At 43.2% G+C, this 19,196-nt stretch carries 16 protein-coding genes and 1 riboswitch; of the genes, 6 read left to right on the top strand and 10 right to left on the bottom strand.

Annotated elements, in window-relative coordinates; translation table 11 throughout:
* Positions 1-567: 567 nt before the first annotated feature.
* Complete coding sequence (gene gltA / locus PCRYO_RS00545; RefSeq protein WP_011512481.1) at positions 568-1,848, top strand: citrate synthase; 1,281 nt, start codon at positions 568-570, stop codon at positions 1,846-1,848.
* 79 nt (positions 1,849-1,927) lie between these two features.
* Here the strand turns inward: gltA and PCRYO_RS00540 are convergent, their stop codons facing one another.
* Positions 1,928-2,893, bottom strand: coding sequence for a hypothetical protein (locus PCRYO_RS00540; RefSeq protein WP_011512480.1), 966 nt, complete (start codon positions 2,891-2,893; stop codon positions 1,928-1,930).
* A 100-nt stretch (positions 2,894-2,993) separates the two neighbouring features.
* Positions 2,994-3,491 (bottom strand): hypothetical protein, encoded by a 498-nt coding sequence (locus tag PCRYO_RS00535; RefSeq protein ID WP_011512479.1) that lies wholly within the window; start codon positions 3,489-3,491, stop codon positions 2,994-2,996.
* A gap of 329 nt (positions 3,492-3,820) precedes the next feature.
* Between PCRYO_RS00535 and PCRYO_RS00530 the strand changes: the two genes are divergently transcribed.
* Together PCRYO_RS00530 and ribBA are read left to right on the top strand one after the other, a co-directional pair.
* A complete protein-coding gene (locus tag PCRYO_RS00530) occupies positions 3,821-5,110 on the top strand; it encodes a replication-associated recombination protein A (RefSeq protein ID WP_011512478.1) in 1,290 nt (429 codons plus the stop codon).
* Between the two features lie 312 nt (positions 5,111-5,422).
* Complete coding sequence (gene ribBA, locus PCRYO_RS00525) at positions 5,423-6,535, top strand: bifunctional 3,4-dihydroxy-2-butanone-4-phosphate synthase/GTP cyclohydrolase II (protein WP_011512477.1); 1,113 nt, start codon at positions 5,423-5,425, stop codon at positions 6,533-6,535.
* 105 nt (positions 6,536-6,640) lie between these two features.
* Here the strand turns inward: ribBA and PCRYO_RS00520 are convergent, their stop codons facing one another.
* From PCRYO_RS00520 to PCRYO_RS00495, 6 genes are all read right to left on the bottom strand, one after another.
* Complete coding sequence (locus PCRYO_RS00520) at positions 6,641-7,126, bottom strand: acyl-CoA thioesterase (protein ID WP_011512476.1); 486 nt, start codon at positions 7,124-7,126, stop codon at positions 6,641-6,643.
* A gap of 74 nt (positions 7,127-7,200) precedes the next feature.
* Positions 7,201-8,151 carry a hypothetical protein gene (locus tag PCRYO_RS00515; RefSeq protein WP_011512475.1) on the bottom strand — a complete coding sequence of 317 codons (951 nt, stop codon included), beginning with the start codon at positions 8,149-8,151 and terminating at the stop codon, positions 7,201-7,203.
* Positions 8,152-8,280: 129 nt separating this feature from the next.
* The gene (locus PCRYO_RS00510) at positions 8,281-9,258 is read right to left on the bottom strand and encodes a uroporphyrinogen-III synthase (protein ID WP_011512474.1); all 978 of its coding nucleotides are present in this window, start codon (positions 9,256-9,258) and stop codon (positions 8,281-8,283) included.
* Positions 9,259-9,370: 112 nt separating this feature from the next.
* Positions 9,371-10,408 (bottom strand): hydroxymethylbilane synthase, encoded by a 1,038-nt coding sequence (gene hemC, locus PCRYO_RS00505; protein ID WP_011512473.1) that lies wholly within the window; start codon positions 10,406-10,408, stop codon positions 9,371-9,373.
* Between the two features lie 183 nt (positions 10,409-10,591).
* The gene (locus PCRYO_RS00500) at positions 10,592-11,329 is read right to left on the bottom strand and encodes a LytR/AlgR family response regulator transcription factor (RefSeq protein ID WP_011512472.1); all 738 of its coding nucleotides are present in this window, start codon (positions 11,327-11,329) and stop codon (positions 10,592-10,594) included.
* Positions 11,330-11,524: 195 nt separating this feature from the next.
* Entirely contained in the window at positions 11,525-12,676 is a 1,152-nt protein-coding gene (locus tag PCRYO_RS00495; RefSeq protein WP_011512471.1) for a sensor histidine kinase, read from the bottom strand.
* Between the two features lie 116 nt (positions 12,677-12,792).
* Here PCRYO_RS00495 and argH point away from each other — a divergent pair, with 116 nt between their 5' ends.
* From argH to thiC, 3 genes are all read left to right on the top strand, one after another.
* Complete coding sequence (gene argH / locus PCRYO_RS00490) at positions 12,793-14,166, top strand: argininosuccinate lyase (protein ID WP_011512470.1); 1,374 nt, start codon at positions 12,793-12,795, stop codon at positions 14,164-14,166.
* Between the two features lie 145 nt (positions 14,167-14,311).
* Positions 14,312-14,602, top strand: a complete 291-nt coding sequence (locus PCRYO_RS00485) for an oxidative damage protection protein (RefSeq protein WP_011512469.1) — start codon at positions 14,312-14,314, stop codon at positions 14,600-14,602.
* A gap of 79 nt (positions 14,603-14,681) precedes the next feature.
* Positions 14,682-14,805, top strand: a riboswitch (TPP riboswitch).
* Positions 14,806-15,046: 241 nt separating this feature from the next.
* Positions 15,047-16,933: a phosphomethylpyrimidine synthase ThiC gene (gene thiC, locus PCRYO_RS00480; protein WP_011512468.1), complete on the top strand. Its 1,887-nt coding sequence runs from the start codon at positions 15,047-15,049 to the stop codon at positions 16,931-16,933.
* A 171-nt stretch (positions 16,934-17,104) separates the two neighbouring features.
* Here the strand turns inward: thiC and PCRYO_RS00475 are convergent, their stop codons facing one another.
* Both PCRYO_RS00475 and PCRYO_RS00470 read right to left on the bottom strand, forming a co-directional pair.
* Positions 17,105-17,995, bottom strand: coding sequence for a fructose bisphosphate aldolase (locus PCRYO_RS00475; protein WP_011512467.1), 891 nt, complete (start codon positions 17,993-17,995; stop codon positions 17,105-17,107).
* A 173-nt stretch (positions 17,996-18,168) separates the two neighbouring features.
* Positions 18,169-19,017: a hypothetical protein gene (locus PCRYO_RS00470; protein WP_011512466.1), complete on the bottom strand. Its 849-nt coding sequence runs from the start codon at positions 19,015-19,017 to the stop codon at positions 18,169-18,171.
* Positions 19,018-19,196 lie beyond the last annotated feature (179 nt).

Raw genomic sequence — 19,196 nt, 5'->3', positions numbered from 1 at the left:
CTTTATTAGGACAAGTCATCAATTTGCGCAAAGCTAGTGCCAGTTAAATCCCTCTAATTATAAAATGACTGAGCACTAATTACAAATTTATCCCCTAAATAGTGGTTATTAGAGATTTATTAACAAAAAACTGGCTATTTGCAATATGAATTCATTAGTATTACTCAGGCTTAGTGACCTATGAAGCCAAACGAATATATCAGCTAATGATGCTCTGTCTGTTTTATAGTAATTATTAGAAGATATCTCAGAAGAGTAGTTGGTTAAAATGGCCTCTTTACATTTAGGTTAATAATAATCATTACGCTATGATAAATAAGATGGTTTACAGTCAAATTACCTACTAGACATATTTTGATACAAAGTTTACAACCGATAAGCACTACTAGCGCACGTCTATTGGTGGTCTAGCAAGTAAAAGTCTTTTCAAAACTTAAGTAATAACTGCTAATATAGCCTGCATATTAAATAGGTCACATTCATTTTGGCCATTTGACTATTTATGACGCGAGGGTGTGCGTCACTATTATTTTTGTTCTAACAAGTTAAAACAATGGAGATTAAATTATGGCTGATAATCAAGCCACATTGACCGTAGATGGTAAGGACTACCAACTTCCTATTACTGAGGGTACTTTAGGGCCGTCAGTTATCGAAGTTGCTGCTTTCCAACAAGCTGGCTACTGGACCTATGATCCAGGCTTTATGGCAACTGCTCCTGTCGAATCGAAAATTACCTTCATTGATGGCGGTAAAGGCGAGCTATTGCATCGCGGCTATCCTATTGACCAGTTAGCAAACAATGCAGAATATCTAGAAGTGGCTTATGCACTGATTCATGGTGATCTGCCTAACGCTGAGCAAAAAGCCGATTTCTTTGAAAAAATTCGTAAGCATACTGGTGTTCATGATCAATTGCGTAAGTTCTTTGAAGGCTTCCGTCGTGACGCCCATCCAATGGCAATTATGGTTGGTGTCGTTGGTGCCTTATCTGCGTTTTATCATGAAGATTTAGACATCAGCAATGAAGAACATCGTGAAATTACCGCGATTCGTCTCATCGCTAAAATGCCTACACTTGCGGCAATGAGTTATAAATACTCACAAGGCGAACCGTTCATGTATCCACGTAATGATTTCAATTATGCGGAAAACTTCTTATACATGATGTTTGCAACCCCTGCTGATGTTGATTATAAAACCAACGACGTTATCACGCGTGCTATGGACAAAATCTTTACCTTGCATGCTGACCATGAGCAAAACGCATCAACGTCTACCGTACGTCTAGCAGGTTCTACTGGCGCCAATCCTTACGCTTGTATCGCTGCTGGTATCGCCGCCCTTTGGGGACCATCACATGGCGGCGCCAATGAAGCCGTACTTGAGATGCTAGATGAAATCGGTTCAGTAGAAAACGTTCCAGAATTTATGGAAAAAGTGAAAAGCCGTGAAGTGAAACTGATGGGCTTTGGTCACCGTGTTTACAAAAACTTTGACCCACGCGCACAAGTGATGAAAGAGACTTGTGACGAAGTACTAGGCGCATTAGGTATCAATGATCCTAAGCTTGAGCTTGCTATGGCACTTGAGAAAATCGCTTTAGAAGACCCGTTCTTCGTTGAGCGTAACTTGTATCCAAACGTTGATTTTTACTCTGGTATTATCCTTAAAGCCATCGGTATCCCAACGTCAATGTTTACCGTTATCTTTTCACTAGCTCGTACTTCTGGTTGGATCAGCCATTGGTTAGAGATGCACAGCGCACCTTTCAAAATCGGTCGCCCACGTCAGTTATACACTGGTGAAACGCAGCGCGATTTTGTTAAAGTTGAAGATCGTAAATAGTAATTAAGCATGTGTAAAAGTAAACAGTCATAAAAAATCTCGCCATGTGCGAGATTTTTTTATGGCTAAATTTAACGGATTACTTAAACTCTTTTAACGTTTGCTCATATTTAGCGATTTGTTCATCATAACCTTCAATCGTTTCATTGAATTTCGCCATCAGCATCTCAAATTCTTGTTGTTGGGTTTGTTTCATTTTTTGCATATCTAGTACTTGCTGAGCTTCTATCTGCTCCCAAACTTGATGCTGAATAATTAAACGTGCCAATGCAGGGCTTTTAGCACTGACTCTGCCAGCAATTTCTGCATCTTCAAAAAGCTGTGGTACTAAGGTTGCGATATTGATCAAAGTATCCGTATCCTGCGCATTCAGTGGCGTGGTCACTGGCTGATAAAGCGCTTCCATTGCTTGCTCATAGCGTTCTATAATCTGCTTTTCAGTTAATATCATAGGCTTACGTGGCTCTAAGCTAATACGCTTTAACACCGTTAAATCGCGCTCACCAACTTCGGTACTGGTGTTAATTTCATCGTTTATTTCAGTATCTGTCACAGAGTTGCCATTTGCTGCATCCTTTGCAGCTGCTACCGGATCTTGTGTTAGTTGTGGCGTAGCAGCTATAGCTCCTTGATCGCTGTTGTTAGCTGGCTGATTATTGCCAGTTGCAACAGTAGGCTCATCGACTAATAAAGCATTTTCACTGTCTGCAATATCAGCAGCTTGTAGCGACTCGTACTCTGCTTGCAGACGCCCCTGCAATGCCTGAAACTGGGTAACATATAAAGGTTGGAACTGCTCAATACGTGCTGCAGCAGAATCACTTTGCGCCATCGGTTGGCTGTCTTCTTCACTTGTTTGCTCACTGGTTTGGGGCTTATCCGCTACATTTTCTTCTGCTGCTTGCTGCTGACATCCGCTTAACAATAAGACACCAGTCAATGCCGCCGCCAGTAAGGCATTTGAGTGCTGTGGACACTCAATACCTTTATTGGTAAGGTTACCATAAACACCATTATCATGTTCTACTACCCAAAATTTAAACATCTGAATTTATTTCCTGTGTTAAAAACAAAAATATCACATAGCTATATAGAGGTTAAGAATCAGTCGCGGCATGGTCTACTAGGCTCAAGATTAGTCGCAATTAAACCACTAAAAATGGAATGCAGCCTGCAAGATCTTGACAGTATTGTCCGCGCTGACGACGGACAAAATAGTCTTGTACCATGCGTGCCTGCTGCTCGATACCATATTTAAGAAAAGGCTTACCCATCTCTAGTACATAATTATAGCGACGATCGATAATAGCACCGCGTACCACCTTCAAGCCTTGTTGCAGCTGCCACACATGTGTCAACTCATGTATCAGCCAACCTTGTTTGCCCAATGGCGCTTGGCTAAAATCATCTATCCAATCTGATGCATGAAAATAAATATGACCATTAGGACTCACAGCGTAATGTTTGAGTACCCACCATGCTGTTTTCAGCTGAACGTCATCAAGTCTGAGGCTGTCACCAAAAACCGAACGTGCAAGATTAATTTCACCTTCAGTGAGAGACCGCGCTTGTTGTTTAGCAGTTACTAAGTTAGCAGATGCTGAACTACGATTTAATAGACGCTTAAAAATCGACTGCAACATGACTACTATAATCCTTTATCTGTGATCTATCATTTTCGTAAATTTAGTTAACACCTTAATAGGGATAATATAGATATAAATAAAGCGTTAAAGACATAAGCTGTACATTTAGCTGACTTTTATTAACGTGAATCTGCGTTAGCCTAGCTTTTATAATAATGTTAAAGACATCATGGATGATTACCTTATTTATGACTTATTGCTTAATCGCAATAAGGACAGCATTATAAAGACAAATATCAAAAATAGTAATTTGACTTTGAATACTATGGATAACTGTTTAATCTTACAATAAAAAGCCTTGAATAACAGAAGATATAGAGAATTTTATGCCACCTAATTTTCATGCTGATACACCCCTCGCCCAGCGTATGCGCCCGACCACGCTTGATGCCATTATTGGTCAAGAGCACTTGTTAGCAGTAGGTGCTCCGCTAAGGCGCTTGGTAGAGCAAGGACACCTACCGTCTATTATTTTGCATGGGGAAGCAGGTATTGGCAAAACAACCATCGCTATGCTTTTGGCGGATGCCGTTGAACGACCTTTCCATGCACTATCTGCTTTAAATACTGGGGTTAAGCAGTTGCGTGAAGTATTAGACAGTAAGGATTCATTGAGTTTTGAGTCGCCGGTGGTCTTTATTGATGAGATTCATCGGTTTAATAAAGCTCAGCAAGATGCGCTACTTGGTGCAGTAGAGTCTGGCGATATCACCTTGATTGGCGCGACCACCGAAAATCCTTCTTTCAGTGTCAATAATGCGCTGTTATCACGTTGCCAAGTGTATCGCCTAAAGCCATTGACGCCTGAGCAAATCAGTGCGGTATTACAGCGGGCGCTTTTAGAAGATAATATACTGAAAAACCTATCGGTCGATTTGCAGGCGCAAGATACGATTAGCCAGTTGGCACATGGTGATGCACGAAAAGCCCTTAATTTATTAGAGCTGGCGATTCAAACGGCTGATACCAAGCAATCACCGATCATTCTCGACGATACCTTAGTCGCTCGTATCGCTCAGACTGCACTCGTACGCTATGATAAAGATGGTGAGCAGCATTATGATATGGTATCAGCCATGATAAAGTCAGTGCGCGGCTCAGATCCTGACGCGGCACTATATTGGATGGCGCGTATGCTAGTGGGCGGTGAGCCTGCCGACTTCATCGCGCGGCGTTTGGTCATTTTAGCCAGTGAAGATATCGGTAATGCCAACCCTAATGCCCTACTCCTAGCTGATGCGGCATTGCGCAGCGTGCAATCCATCGGCATGCCAGAATCACGTATTATCTTGGGGCAAGTGGTGGTCTATCTGGCAACCAGTGCCAAGAGTAATAGTACTTACAACGCTATCAATGCTGCGATGAGCTTGGCAGAAAAAGACGCCTCACCTGTGCCGCTACACCTACGTAATGGCGTGACCAAACTGATGCGTAATCAAGGTTATGGTCAGGACTATGTCTATCCTCACGATTATCCTAATCATTATTATGCGCAAAGCTACTTACCAGACAATTTAATCGGTACGCGCTTTTATGAATTTGCGGACAATCAGCGTGAGCAGCATAGCAAGCAGTTTATCGATTGGCTGAAAGACCAAGCGGCGAGTAATGACTAACCATTTACAATACGGCTGACTATGTGCGGCGATCTATCAATTGTCATTACCCTTGATGATACTAATCACGTTTTTAGACAGACTGGCCTATATAGTTTCGAGATGAGGCAGCATAGTGGGATGAAAAGCGTTAAAATGTCCTCATAATGATGTATAAGCAATGATTAGATAACGTCTACAGTTAATCAGTTTGATCCAGCGCGTTTTGCTTAGCCGCAACAGCGCTTTGTCGCATCTACTGCTACAATAGGCAGATAACACTTTATATCCCATATTGACACCTATTTATACAATAAAATATTGAGATCTACTATGAGTTTAAATACGATTCCTGAGATTATCGAAGACATTCGTGCAGGTAAAATGGTCATCTTGATGGATGATGAAGACCGCGAAAACGAAGGCGATATTATCATGGCAGCGACCCACGTGCGCCCTGAAGATATCAACTTTATGATTACTCATGCACGTGGCTTGGTCTGTTTGACCTTGTCACAAGCACGTTGCCAGCAGTTGGCACTGCCACTCATGTCTGACCGTAATGAAGCAAAATTTAGTACCAATTTTACCGTTTCTATTGAAGCGGCTGAAGGCGTGACTACGGGTATTTCAGCCGCTGACCGCGCGCGTACCATTCAAGCAGCGGTCTCCTCTTCTGCAAAACCAGAAGACATCGTTCAGCCTGGGCATATTTTCCCAATCATGGCACAGAATGGTGGCGTCTTACATCGTGCCGGACATACCGAAGCAGGTTGTGATTTGGCACGTCTTGCCGGACTTGAGCCAGCAGCGGTGATTGTAGAGATTATCAATGCGGATGGCACCATGGCACGCCGTGATGATCTTGAAGTATTTGCAAAGGAACATGATTTAAAAATTGGTACGATTGCTGATTTGATTAACTACCGTATTGCTAATGAGCAAACCGTCGAAGAGATTGCCTCGCATCCGTTTGAGACCGAGTATGGCACTTTTACCTTACATCGTTTCCGTGAGTTCGGTGCGACTGAAACCCATTTAGCTTTGGTTAAAGGCGATGTGAGCCAAGGTATTAGCACCGTTCGCGTCCATGGTTTCCATCCATTACGTGACTTGTTTGCTGCCAAAAATGATACCACTGGTCGTAGCGGCTGGAGCGTACGCTCAGCATTAGAAGAGATCAGTGCATCAGAGCGTGGTGTCTTGGTTTGGATTGGCAATCATGAGCCGACTGACTTGGGCGATGCTTTGGATAAGGCGGCATTGAATGAAGCTCTATCTACCATCACACAGCAACCATATCGCAGTATTGGTGTTGGCGCACAGATTTTGCGTCATTTAGGGGTACGTGATATGCGCCTCTTGTCCTCACCGATGAAGTTTTATGCCTTATCAGGTTTTGATTTGAACGTGGTTGATTTTGTCCATGCACCAAAGCAAGATTAATAGGCTTAATTAATAGAAACTTATTATCAATAAAAAAGGCGCATCAGCTTAGATTGATGCGCCTTTTTTCTTATTTTCTCAAAGCTTAATCACAAAGCATCATACTTAGAGTTGTGGGATATGACCGAATGTTGCTTCTAGAGCTAGTAGTCGTTCACGCTCCTCATTCGTCCATGGCTTTTTATCTTGACCATTGCTCTCTAAGCGCACTATCACTGCCTCAGCGGTCGCAACGATGGCAGCTTGTGCCTTACTATAATAGCTGTACTCGATTACTATGCTGGTGGTACCCAAACGCTGGCAACGAACGCCTAATAACAAGATATCAGGAAAAATCACTGGGTGCAAATACTGGCAGCTTGATTGTGCCAATACCGTAACCATATTGCCATCAAACATGCCCAGCGCCTGCAAATAGCCAATACGGGCTGACTCAGCGTAGCGATAGTACACCACATTATTTAGATGATTAAAGGCATCCATTTCACCCCAATGAATCGGCTGCTGATGGATAATAGGATAATGCGCTAGCTCTTCAGGACAATGATTGTCCAAATTATCAATGATAGATGTTTGATTGAAAAGTTCCATAACTGCCTGTCTCTTATTTTTATAATACTTTAAAACAATAACACTTTAAAACAATCGTATAAATCAGTAGTGCATTAACGTTGCGGCTTATTTAAAATCTGTGAGGTTAATAATGGCGATGTTTTTGGTGCATTCGCAATCAGTCTATCCAAACCTTCTATCACTTCTGTCATATTTTTAGGAGAGGATTTGGTCGGCAAGTCATTTTTGTCTGACTGTTGCTTGTTATCGATAGAAGCCTGTGATTCTGCTTGTTTAGGCATCAGCGTTTGCAGCTGCTTACGTGCTTGATTTAAATACATGACTAACTGATCACGATCATGCATATTGCTGGCCTGACTGGCTAGATTTAAGGTCATGATGGCTTCATGAATCGTCAGCTGCCGACGCGTTAAACGGCTATTGTCAGTAAATTGGCTCGTCGCTGTGTTTTTCTGTAGTGCAGTGTTGAGCTCAGTATTAGCAGCACGCTCATGGCGATATAAAAAATCTTGGATATTTTGAATCGCAAGGTTTTGCAGCTGCCAAGAGCTTGGTTGAGCACTTCTCGCCTGCAAGCGCTCAATATCTTTAACCAAGCTTTGTTTAATAACAACCGTTAGCGCGGGCGCAATCTCATTACTTTTTTGTGAAAGCTGCCAATGTAGACCTTGCAATAAATCAATCGCCGCACTGCCATTACTGTCTGCCAGCAACCTATCAGCAGCTTGTATCTGGATACGTAATAAATCCAGCTGGTTTTGAGCTTGGCTATTGACTGCTGCACTAGTCGCTGGCAGCGTTTGTTGACTCATCGCAAATAAGCGATCGTCCATCTCATTTAAACGGCTGACAACTTGCTCATTACTTTGCAAGCGCTCATTGACCGTATGCTGAAAACGCTGCTGACTGATATATAGCCACAGTAAGACGCCTATCAACAATAAAATAACCACCCATTGTAAGCGCAACAAGAACATATTTGCTTGCCGGCGCTGCTGAAGAGCAGAAGGATCTTTCGATAACGATTCAGAATTCATTGGCATAAGGCCACACCGTTCATGATTGATAAGGTTAAGCGTAAACAGTTGAGCAAGTAGTTTAAATAATTTTAGAGTAGTAGCACGTTACGCTAAACGTCTCTTTTTTATCTCAAATTTACTATATGTTAAATATTATAAACTGGTTGTCTTAATAGCAGTGAGAATGGTTTCTGGTGCCAAATCCTCTACGCGCCAATAACTTAAATTTTGCTCAGCAACCATATTGGCTAAGCGCTCACCCAATACCACATAAGAAAAGTCTGATAGTTTAAGTGGCGCATTGACTGACATTACTTGGTGTTCTGCTGCTACATCGAATGTTTTGGCAGCCTGAACGATACTTTCCCAATGCTCAAATGCGGTACCACTACTTACAATGACAATGGGTTTTCCTTGCTGTGACGCGGTTATGCCAACGGTCGCATTTCGATTATTGAAATCTTGTAGCCATTGCTGATACTGCATCATGGCATCAATAGGCATTTTGCGCTCGTACCAAGCAATGCTATCGATATGCACACCGCGCGCTTGCAAAGTATCAACCAATAATCGTCGTCCACCAAGACCTCGCCACACGAGTAGCTTATCCCCCGCCTGCAGGCTATCAATCTCAGGCATCGCCAGCATACCTTCATTATTAGCAATAACAGGCTGCAGTACTTGATAACTGGCGTTTGATAACTTTGCCTCATTTAACACAGCAGCAGTCGCTTCACCAACCGCAATCAGATGGCTTGGCGCTACTGAAATATTAGAGCTACCTTCTATAGCCTCTACTGCTTTATCAGTCGCGCCATTAGCTTGGTGCTCACGCTCAAGCAACTGCCAAATAGCCAAACCTGAGGCTGCCGCTGTCGGGCTAACGATGACCAATGCTTGATACTCGCCTGCTAGCCACTGGCGCATCAGTATCATATCACTATCAGTGGTCAAACGCGGTTGCAGTGTCAACATCGGCATATCAACAACCGACATACCTGCCGCTTGTAAATGTCGCGTCAGTGGGGCGGCACGCTCGACTGGGCGCGTATTGATGACAAGTTGCGGCAGCAATAATGGCGTATTAATTGGTTGATTTGAATCCGTGGACTTAGATGATGACCAAGACATAAATATACCGTGAAAAAAGCAAATAGAGTTAGCACCATCATAGAGTCATCTAAACCATGATAACTCTATGACTGAGTTGATAATGGTGATCCAGTGTTATACAGACTAGCTATTATTCAGGATGATAGATCGCTGATAGAATCTCACCAGCACCAGCTTGCAATAACATCTCAGCAACTTCGATACCCAACTGGTTTGCTTGGGCTTCTTGCTCAGCTTGACTGCCTGTTAACGTCTGGCGCTTGTCCACCTTAAGCAGCTCGCTACCATCTTCTTGACCAACGCGACCGCGCAGCCATAAGGTATCGCCAGCATCGTTGTTACCATTGTCATTATCATTGCTATCATTATCAGCAGCCAATGCATCTGCCTTTTGTAATACAGCATAAGCGGCGATAGGTACTTGGCAACCGCCCTGCAGATGACGATTTAATGCGCGCTCAGCGATTAAGCGGATACGAGCTTTGTCGTCATTAAGTGGTGCCAATAATTTTAATACGTCGGCATCATCTTCACGACATTCAATTGCTAACGCGCCTTGCCCAACCGCTGGCAAGCAAATATTGATATCTAACTCACTACGAATACGTGCATCAAGCTCAATGCGCTTTAGACCACTAGTCGCCAAAATAATCGCATCATACTCGCCCGCATCTAACTTGCTTAGTCGCGTGCCGACATTGCCGCGTAGGGTTTTAATTTGCAAATCGGGACGATAAGCTTTGATTTGACACTGACGACGCAAACTTGCAGTACCGACTACCGCCCCTTGTGGCAACTCAGCGATACTATGATAAGTATTCGATACAAAAGCGTCGGTTGGTGAAGCACGTTTGCAATAAACGCCTAGCGTCAACCCTTCTGGTAAATCCATGGGCACGTCTTTGAGTGAGTGCACCGCGATATCTGCTTGCTTGTCATACAGTGCTTGCTCAAGCTCTTTAACAAATAAACCTTTGCCGCCAATTTTAGCCAGTGGCGTATCCAAAATTTTGTCACCTTTAGTCACGATTTTTAGCAGATTAATTGTCATCTCAGGATACAAAGCTAGTAATCGATTACGAATATGCTCAGCTTGCCATAATGCTAGTGGGCTCTGGCGCGTAGCGATATTTAAGGTAGTCAAAGCAGGTTGCTGCATGGTGCTCATAAAAGGCCTCAATAATTTTAATACTAAACGGTCATTGCTCGACGATAATGTGAGTTTTTCGCCCAAGATGGGGCGTAAAAATGGTTTATAACGATAATAATGCAAAAAAAATACCCCTATTTAAGCATAAATAAGGGTTTGATGATATGGCGTGATTATTTTAGGAGACAAAGTGAGGCATGCTTAAATGTTTTGAATCTTTTCGCGCAGCCCTGGTAAATGGCGGCGGCTCACTGCTAAAGTCTCATCAATTCCTTTAAAATGTAGCTGATATTGGCCGGCATCTAAAGTCTCTAAAAAATCTAAATATTTGATATTGATGATAGCGTTACGATGTACCCGGAACAGCTTGTCTTCAAACTCTTGCTCAAGCTCTTTTAAGGTGTCATCAATGAGCACGATGCCATCCTTGTGCCGTACTTTGACGTACTTCTGATCTGCCGTAAAATAGTAGATGTCTTTGAGTTTTATCAGCTCAACACCGCGATGGGTACGCGCTGCAATATGTTCGCGCACTGGACGAGACGTTGGACTTTCAAGTTTACGAATCTCATTGAGCTGCGCCGCATTGAGATTGGTGGCTTTTTCTAGGGCTTCGAGCAACTCATCTTTATTGGCAGGCTTTAGCAAGTAACCAATAGCATTGGCTTTTAGAGCGGCAATGGCATAATGATCATAGGCCGTCACAAAGATGATTGCGGGCGGATGTTGCAGCTTAGCAAGCTCTTGCGCACACTGTACGCCATCCATCTCAGGCATACGAATATCTAGCAATATGATGTCTGGCTGCTGAGATTTTACGGCACTAATGGCTTCGATACCCGTCTTTGCTTGGGCAACCACCTCATGACCTGACTCTTTAACAATCCTAACCAAACGTTCACGAGCTAATGGTTCATCATCACAAACTACGATCCGCATGCAAGCTCCTTTCAAGGGCATACTTTGAACATATATTTAAAAATATCAATAATATATTAGCACTTATAACCTATCATTTAGTATAGGGAAATAATGGTTTTTGATAATAGATTTACCTTAATCAGACTTATCATCTGTCCCTACTATTCGTACGATATAATAAATGCTGCAATAAATATGCCACGGTTAAAAAAGCTATAAGCTAACGTCCTGTAGCGGATAATCGATAGTGGTCATAATCTGTTTGCTTGTCACCCTACTTTGGATATCTGCACTCTGACCAAAATACGCTTGTAAGCGCTGCGCTTGAATATGAAAATCCATATGCTGGCGCAAATCATGATGGATCATTAAACTATTTTTAGGTAATTGCACGTTAATGGTGATTGCCACACGGTGCTGTAGCCACGTGACATGAATATCGATATATACAGTCTCAGTGCTCCTCTCAACCACATTCAGCAGCATTTTTTCAATCACGCTCTGTAAACTTAAAGCGGTGATGACCATGTCATACATGATATTTTCATCAGGCAGCTGCCAACTTACTACCAACTTGTCTGCCAATCGAATCGTCTCAATGGCCAAATAATGCTCACAAAGTGCCACCTCTTCTGCAAAACTGATCTCGCGCGCACCATTAAAGCTGGCACGAAATAATACTGAAACGTGTTGTAATAAATCGGCAGCGCGAGAAGGATTGGTCTCAATCAGTGACATCAAGGTATTAATGGTATTAAAAAAGAAATGCGGTGCCAGACGCGCTTTTAATACATCATTTTGTGCGGCAAGCTTTTTTTCAAACGATTGCTTCAACGCCGTCATCTCACGATAACGACGTAAAAAGATCAGCAATCCTGTAATGGTAAATCCTGCAATAATTAAAGTGTTAAAGATAACGGTTGAAATAAAAGCAGTGAGAGTAAAGGTAAAGGCGCCTGTATTGATCATCAATAACAGAACCAGTATCAACGTGATAATGGCACTGATAGTGATGATAAACAGAACATATAAGCTCACCTTCAATGTACGCATACGTTTAAAAACAGGGCGTAGATAGTCAATGAGATAAAAGGAAGGCAGTAGTGTTAAGGTGGTTTGGATAAATCTTGCTGTCATTTTTATGGCAAATTGTGTTTCATTGACAACGCTATGACGATCGACAATCGCTAAAAAAAGCGACCAAAAAAAGATTACCAGCAGCCATTGCCAAGGTTTCATGATTTCCATGAGCTTGGGTATAAAAAACTCTAAGCGCTCCGCTAGTAAGGCAACCTCATCATTTGCTATACTTGAGTTCTTATTCTCTTGACTTGTCTTAGACTGATATGAACGCCAATTCTTCAAACCTTAGTAATCCTGATTCAAATAAAAATTCATCTGCTTCTGAGTTTAGCACAGATGCTTCTATAACAAACGCTGCCGCACAGAACAGCCCTACTACTAGTAGTCAGGGTCAACAGATGTGGGGAGGACGCTTTAGTGAAGCGACCGACAGCTTTGTGGCAGCCTTTACCGCATCGGTTGGCTTTGACCAGCGCTTTGCCCGCCACGATATTCAAGGCTCAATTGCCCATGCGACCATGCTCAGAGAATGCGGTATCTTGGAAGCTGATGACGTTGCAACGATCATTGATGGTTTGCATCAAGTGCTACGCGAAATCGAAGCCGGTGAGTTTAATTGGTCGATTGCGTTAGAGGACGTGCATATGAACGTCGAATCGCGCCTGACCGATATCGTCGGCGCGGTGGGCAAAAAGCTGCATACCGGTCGCAGCCGTAATGACCAAGTGGCGACTGATATTCGTCTTTGGTTACGCGAAGAGACTGATAATATCATTGCGCTATTGGTGCGCTTGCAAAGTGGCTTGCTAGATTTGGCTGAGCAACATACTGATACCATCATGCCAGGCTTCACCCATTTGCAAACCGCGCAGCCGGTCAGCTTTGGTCATCATGTCATGGCATGGTTTGAGATGCTATACCGTGATACCGAGCGCCTAGTCGATGCCCGTCGCCGCATTAACCAAATGCCGCTTGGTAGCGCGGCACTTGCTGGTACGACTTTTCCAATTGACCGTACCATTACCGCTGAGCTATTAGGTTTCGAAGGTATTTGCCAAAACTCGCTAGATGCGGTATCAGATCGTGATTTTGCCATCGAATTTACTTCGGCAGCATCTATTTTAATGATGCATATGTCACGCATGAGCGAAGAGATTATTCTTTGGATGTCAGCGCAATTTAACTTTGTGCAGATTCCTGACCGCTTTTGTACCGGCTCATCTATCATGCCGCAAAAGAAAAACCCTGATGTACCAGAGTTGGTTCGTGGTAAAGCCGCACGGGTATTTGGTCAATTAATGACGCTACTTAGCCTCATGAAAAGCCAGCCGCTTGCTTATAATAAAGACAATCAAGAAGACAAAGAACCGCTATTTGATTGTGTTGATACCTTGACCGGTTCATTACTAGCATTTGCTGATATGCTACCAAATATCACGCCGAATAAAGAAAATATGCGCGCCGCCACGATGAAAGGTTATGCAACTGCAACTGATTTAGCGGATTATCTGGTGCGCCGTGGCGTAGCGTTCCGTGATGCTCATGAAGTGGTCGGTAATGCCGTCGCTTTGGGCATTGCTGAGGGCGTTGATTTAAGCGACTTATCTCTTGCGCAACTCCAGCAGTTTAGCGATGCGATTGGTGAAGACGTGTTTGAGTATTTAACCTTAGAAGGCTCACTTGCCGCGCGTGATCATTTGGGCGGTACTGCGCCGAATCAAGTCAAACAAGCCGTCAGCCGTGGTCGTACTCGATTGGAATTATTCGCTTAATATCTGTTTAATAGTATTAGCGCTTTATTATTAAAAATGCCCGCCTTCGTTGCGGGTGTTTTTTTGAGCATAATCAGGTACAGTATTAGGTAATATCATTTGTTATTAACCTCATTAAAAAAACCATTATAAACAGGAGTCATTCATGACCGAAACCTTTAACCCACAAGCCAATACCGTTTTTTGCCGCAAATATCAGCAAGAGTTACCAAAAATGCCGCATCCGCCTTTTCCGAATAAAAAAGGTCAAGAACTGCAAGAAACCGTGTCTGAAAAGGCTTGGAAAGAGTGGCTTGAGCAGCAAACCATGCTGATTAACGAAAACCATCTTAGTATGCTGGATCCAAAAGCGAAGCAATTTTTAACTGAGCAGCGCGATAAATTTTTAGATAATGAAGATTATGAGCGTGCTCAGGGATGGACACCAGAAAGTTAATATTGAAACGGTACTAACAAATCGGTAAATGACTAGGACTTGTCGTCGAAGTTTGATAGTATTAAGAAGATTCACAACACTGACAGACTCGGGGTGCGATATATATTGACTGCTTAATATGCAGTTGACGTATGGTCGCTGAGAAACCACCCGCCGAACCTGATGCGGTTAGTACCGACGCAGGGAAGTCTTAAGCTTATGTTATATCTGTATAAAGGGCGCGCAGAAATGCCTTCTTATTATTGTTCATATCTAGCAGCGCTTTATATTGCTGTATGCCAATAAATAAAATGATGCCCGACCAATCCTTTATAGATAATGCTATTAAAATTTATTTTGATAGCATTATTGTTTCGTGATTGAATTTATCGATATGGGATAGGCTTGCCCCGCAGATACTGGCGGTGTTGATTTTATTCAAAAACCAACACGCTAGGACAGCATATGACTATTTCAGATATTGGCTCGCAAGCCACCACACATACCCCTGTAAAAGCAAGCAAAGCAGACGCACTAAAAACTCCCGCCCATCGCAGCGAAACTGACGCCCGTTTTGAAGAAGACGCACGCGACCTACATCGCATTTTGCCTGCCTCTCGCAAAGTCTATATCGAAGGCTCACGCCCTGATATTCAAGTGCCGATGCGCGAGATTACCCTTGACCCTACTCCTATCCAAGGCGTGTCCGAGTCCGAGTGGGAGCAAAATCCACCGTTTTATGTCTATGACACCTCAGGCGTCTATACCGACCCCAATGCCGCAATTGACTTGACCAAAGGTCTGCCAAAACTACGCGAAGGTTGGATAGATGAGCGCGGTGATACCGAACAGCTAGCTGGTTTATCAAGCTCATACGGTCTGGCGCGCGCACGTGATATCAGTACTGCAAACTTACGCTTTGCTCATATTGACAAGCCTCGCCGTGCTAAAGCTGTTGATGGGAAAGTAGGTAACGTTACTCAATTGCACTATGCTCGCCGTGGCATTATTACCCCAGAAATGGAATATATAGCTATCCGCGAAACCCAAAAACAGCATGAGCTGACTGATATGCGCCAGCACGAAGGCGAGACTTTTGGTGCGCACACGCCAGCGATTATCACCCCAGAATTTGTCCGCAGTGAAGTTGCCGCGGGTCGCGCTATTATCCCTAACAATATCAACCATCCTGAATCTGAGCCGATGATCATCGGGCGTAATTTTTTGGTGAAAATTAATGCCAATATTGGTAACTCAGCACTAGGTTCTTCTATTGATGAAGAAGTGTCGAAGATGACTTGGGCGACGCGTTGGGGTGCGGATAACATCATGGATCTGTCTACTGGTAACCATATTCATGAAACCCGTGAATGGCTGATTCGTAACTCACCCGTACCGATTGGTACGGTGCCGATTTATCAAGCGTTAGAAAAAGTCGATGGCGTAGCCGAAGATTTAACGTGGGAGATATTTCGCGATACTTTGATTGAGCAAGCCGAGCAAGGTGTTGATTATTTCACCATTCACGCTGGCGTATTGCTTGAATACGTTCCGCTAACTGCCGGACGCTTAACCGGTATCGTCTCGCGTGGTGGCTCTATCATGGCACAGTGGTGCATGTTTCATAATAAAGAAAGCTTTTTATATACCCATTTTGAAGACATCTGCGAGATTATGAAACAGTATGATGTGGCATTTAGCTTAGGCGATGGCTTACGCCCAGGCTGCTTGCAAGATGCCAATGATGAAGCGCAGTTTGGTGAGCTGCGAACCCTTGGCGAGCTGACCCAAGTGGCATGGAAGCATGACGTACAGGTCATGATTGAAGGTCCGGGACACGTGGCAATGAACCGTATTAAAGAAAATATGGATTTGCAGCTTGAAGTTTGTGCTGATGCGCCCTTTTATACACTAGGACCCTTAACCACCGATATCGCACCGGGTTATGACCATATTACCAGTGCGATAGGCGCGGCGATGATTGGCTGGTTTGGCACGGCGATGCTGTGTTATGTGACCCCAAAAGAGCATTTAGGGTTGCCGAATAAGAAAGATGTCAAAGATGGCATCATCACTTATAAAATCGCCGCTCATGCTGCTGACCTTGCCAAAGGACACCCCGGTGCGCAGGCACGTGACAACGCGTTATCCAAAGCGCGTTTTGAGTTCCGCTGGGACGATCAGTTCAATCTGGCGCTTGATCCGGATACTGCGCGTGAATTTCATGATGAAACCTTACCCAAAGATGCACACAAGACGGCACACTTTTGCTCCATGTGTGGTCCAAAGTTTTGTTCAATGAAAATCACTCAGAATGTCCGTGAGTATGCCAAAGGACTAAATGCCCAATAAACTGATAGAAAAATCTCACAAAGAAGCTCGGCAGTTATATAAAAAAGTATAGAAATACAACGCTAACAACTATTGTTCAAGTATAAAAAAAGCCCCTGCACATAACAGGGGCTTTTTTTATACTAATAGATGAATGCTTTAAACTTAAAATTTCAAATTAGACTTTACAAGTTAAATTTTAGAAGCCTGATAAATTTCATTAATCGAAGTGTTAATAGTATCAGCAAATTCTTGATCGCTTTGCTGCTTGCTCAAGCCTTCAGTAAAGGCACGCGAGAAGCTAGCAATCATACCCGGATTTTGCTTCAATTTTGCGCAGGCATCCGTGCGACTATAACCACCCGATAATGCCACGACTTTCAATACTTTTGGATGATCAATCAGTTCTTGATAAAATCCAGCTTCTTCAGGCAAGGTCAGCTTGAGCATCACTTGTTGCTCATCATTTAAGCGCTCAAGATTATGCAAAATACTGGTTTTAAGAATCAGCTCACAATCATGCTTTTTATCACTATTGATATCAATTTCTGGCTCAACGATCGGCATTAGACCCTTTGATAGGATTTGTTTTGCTACGTCAAACTGCTGTTGGACAACCAACTCAATGCCATCAACACTTGGCTCATAAATCACGGAGCGCATTTTAGTACCAAATACTGGATAATTTTTTGCTTTGTCCAATAATAGATCTAGATTTGGCATCGGGCGCATGACTTGCACGCCATTCATACGCTCTGCTAAGCCCTTATCCACCTTTAAAAACGGGACGATTTGCTTGTCTTCCCATAAATAGTTGGCAGTGGGCTTGCCATTGACCGCGCGCTCCATAGTATCTTCAAACAAAATCGCCCCAAGTACCCGCTCATTATCAAAGCAGTCGCACGTCATAATACGCGCTCGCATCTCATGCACTTGGTCAAACATGGCTTCGTCATTGTCATAGGCATCGCCCATAACCCCATAATTCTCTAACGCTTTTGGCGTGCTGCCACCACTTTGGTCAAGGGCTGCGATAAATCCTGAACCATTTTTGATACGTTGTAATTGCTTTTGGTATTCCATGGAAAGAGCATCCTATTTTATTTATTGAGGTCAAGTGTCACAAATGATATTTTTAGCTGATATTAGTTTAACTGTTCGTAGATAACCTTACCATAGGATGCTATATGTGCCTATAACTGAACGGCAAAAGCATTTATAAAATTGTTGTCATACCTATATTACGCCAAAGATATCTACGCCAAAAACAAGACTGCGACACAGCAAATCGCCAATAATAAACCCAATATATTGATACGGTTGAGTGATTCTTTAAATACTCCAACGCCTATAAGAGTAGCAACAGCAATCACACCAACGTTCATCCCAGTAAAGACGATACTTGGTGATTCTGACAATACTTGATGAGCGCGAATATAAGCATAAATATTACCCATATTTAGCGCACCAAGTAATATCCCTGCTGCAAGTGCATTGCCCTGCCAGCGTACGCGCATGATGAGCAGATAAATCAACAATAGCAGGCCTGCCAACCCAAAACTGACAAATAGTGTCAGTGGAAAGGCAGCACCTTGCTTGGCAACTTGTTTAAATAGAATATCAATAATGCCATAGCCTACCCAGACGCCAAACAACCATAGCGGTGTATGTTTGGCTTGTTTGCTAATCTCACCATGCTGCGGACGATAAATCAGCGCCCCGAGCGCCAAAAACCCGAGCAATAAGCCAAAAACGCGTATGCCTGTCAATACTTCACCAAATAATAAAAAAGCGGCGACAATAGGAATAATTAGTGACAATCGCTGAGCGGCATCAGTAGCTACCATGCCAACCGCTTCAATCGCGCGCCCGAGTATAATAAATACCGCAGGCAGTAGTACACCAAGGCCGATAATAATTGCCCATGCTCCGCCAAGGGCACTCATGTCACTGACGTCTGGCTTGAGTAAAAACCAAGTCAATAAAAAGGCGACCGGATAACCGGCAACGATGGTTTGACGAATATCAATATCACGTTGGCGCAATATTTTAAGTAACACAGAGACGGCAACGCTACACAGCACTGCTATCGTTAAATACATCATAACGCTTTACCTTAGTCATCCATCATATCAAGGGTATATATCAGTGTTAATTTAAAAGGAGAAAAACCATAGAATGTAACAATATATTTCTTATGCAGCAAGCTATTTATGCCCATGTATCATCAAATGGTTCTATGAGTGTCTGATGCGTTCAAATTACAATTAGCCTGTAAGCGTGT

The sequence above is a fragment of the Psychrobacter cryohalolentis K5 genome (genome assembly GCF_000013905.1).
In the GTDB taxonomy this organism is placed as follows: Bacteria; Pseudomonadota; Gammaproteobacteria; order Pseudomonadales; family Moraxellaceae; genus Psychrobacter; species Psychrobacter cryohalolentis.
This window is presented reverse-complemented; position numbering and strand designations above follow the sequence as displayed.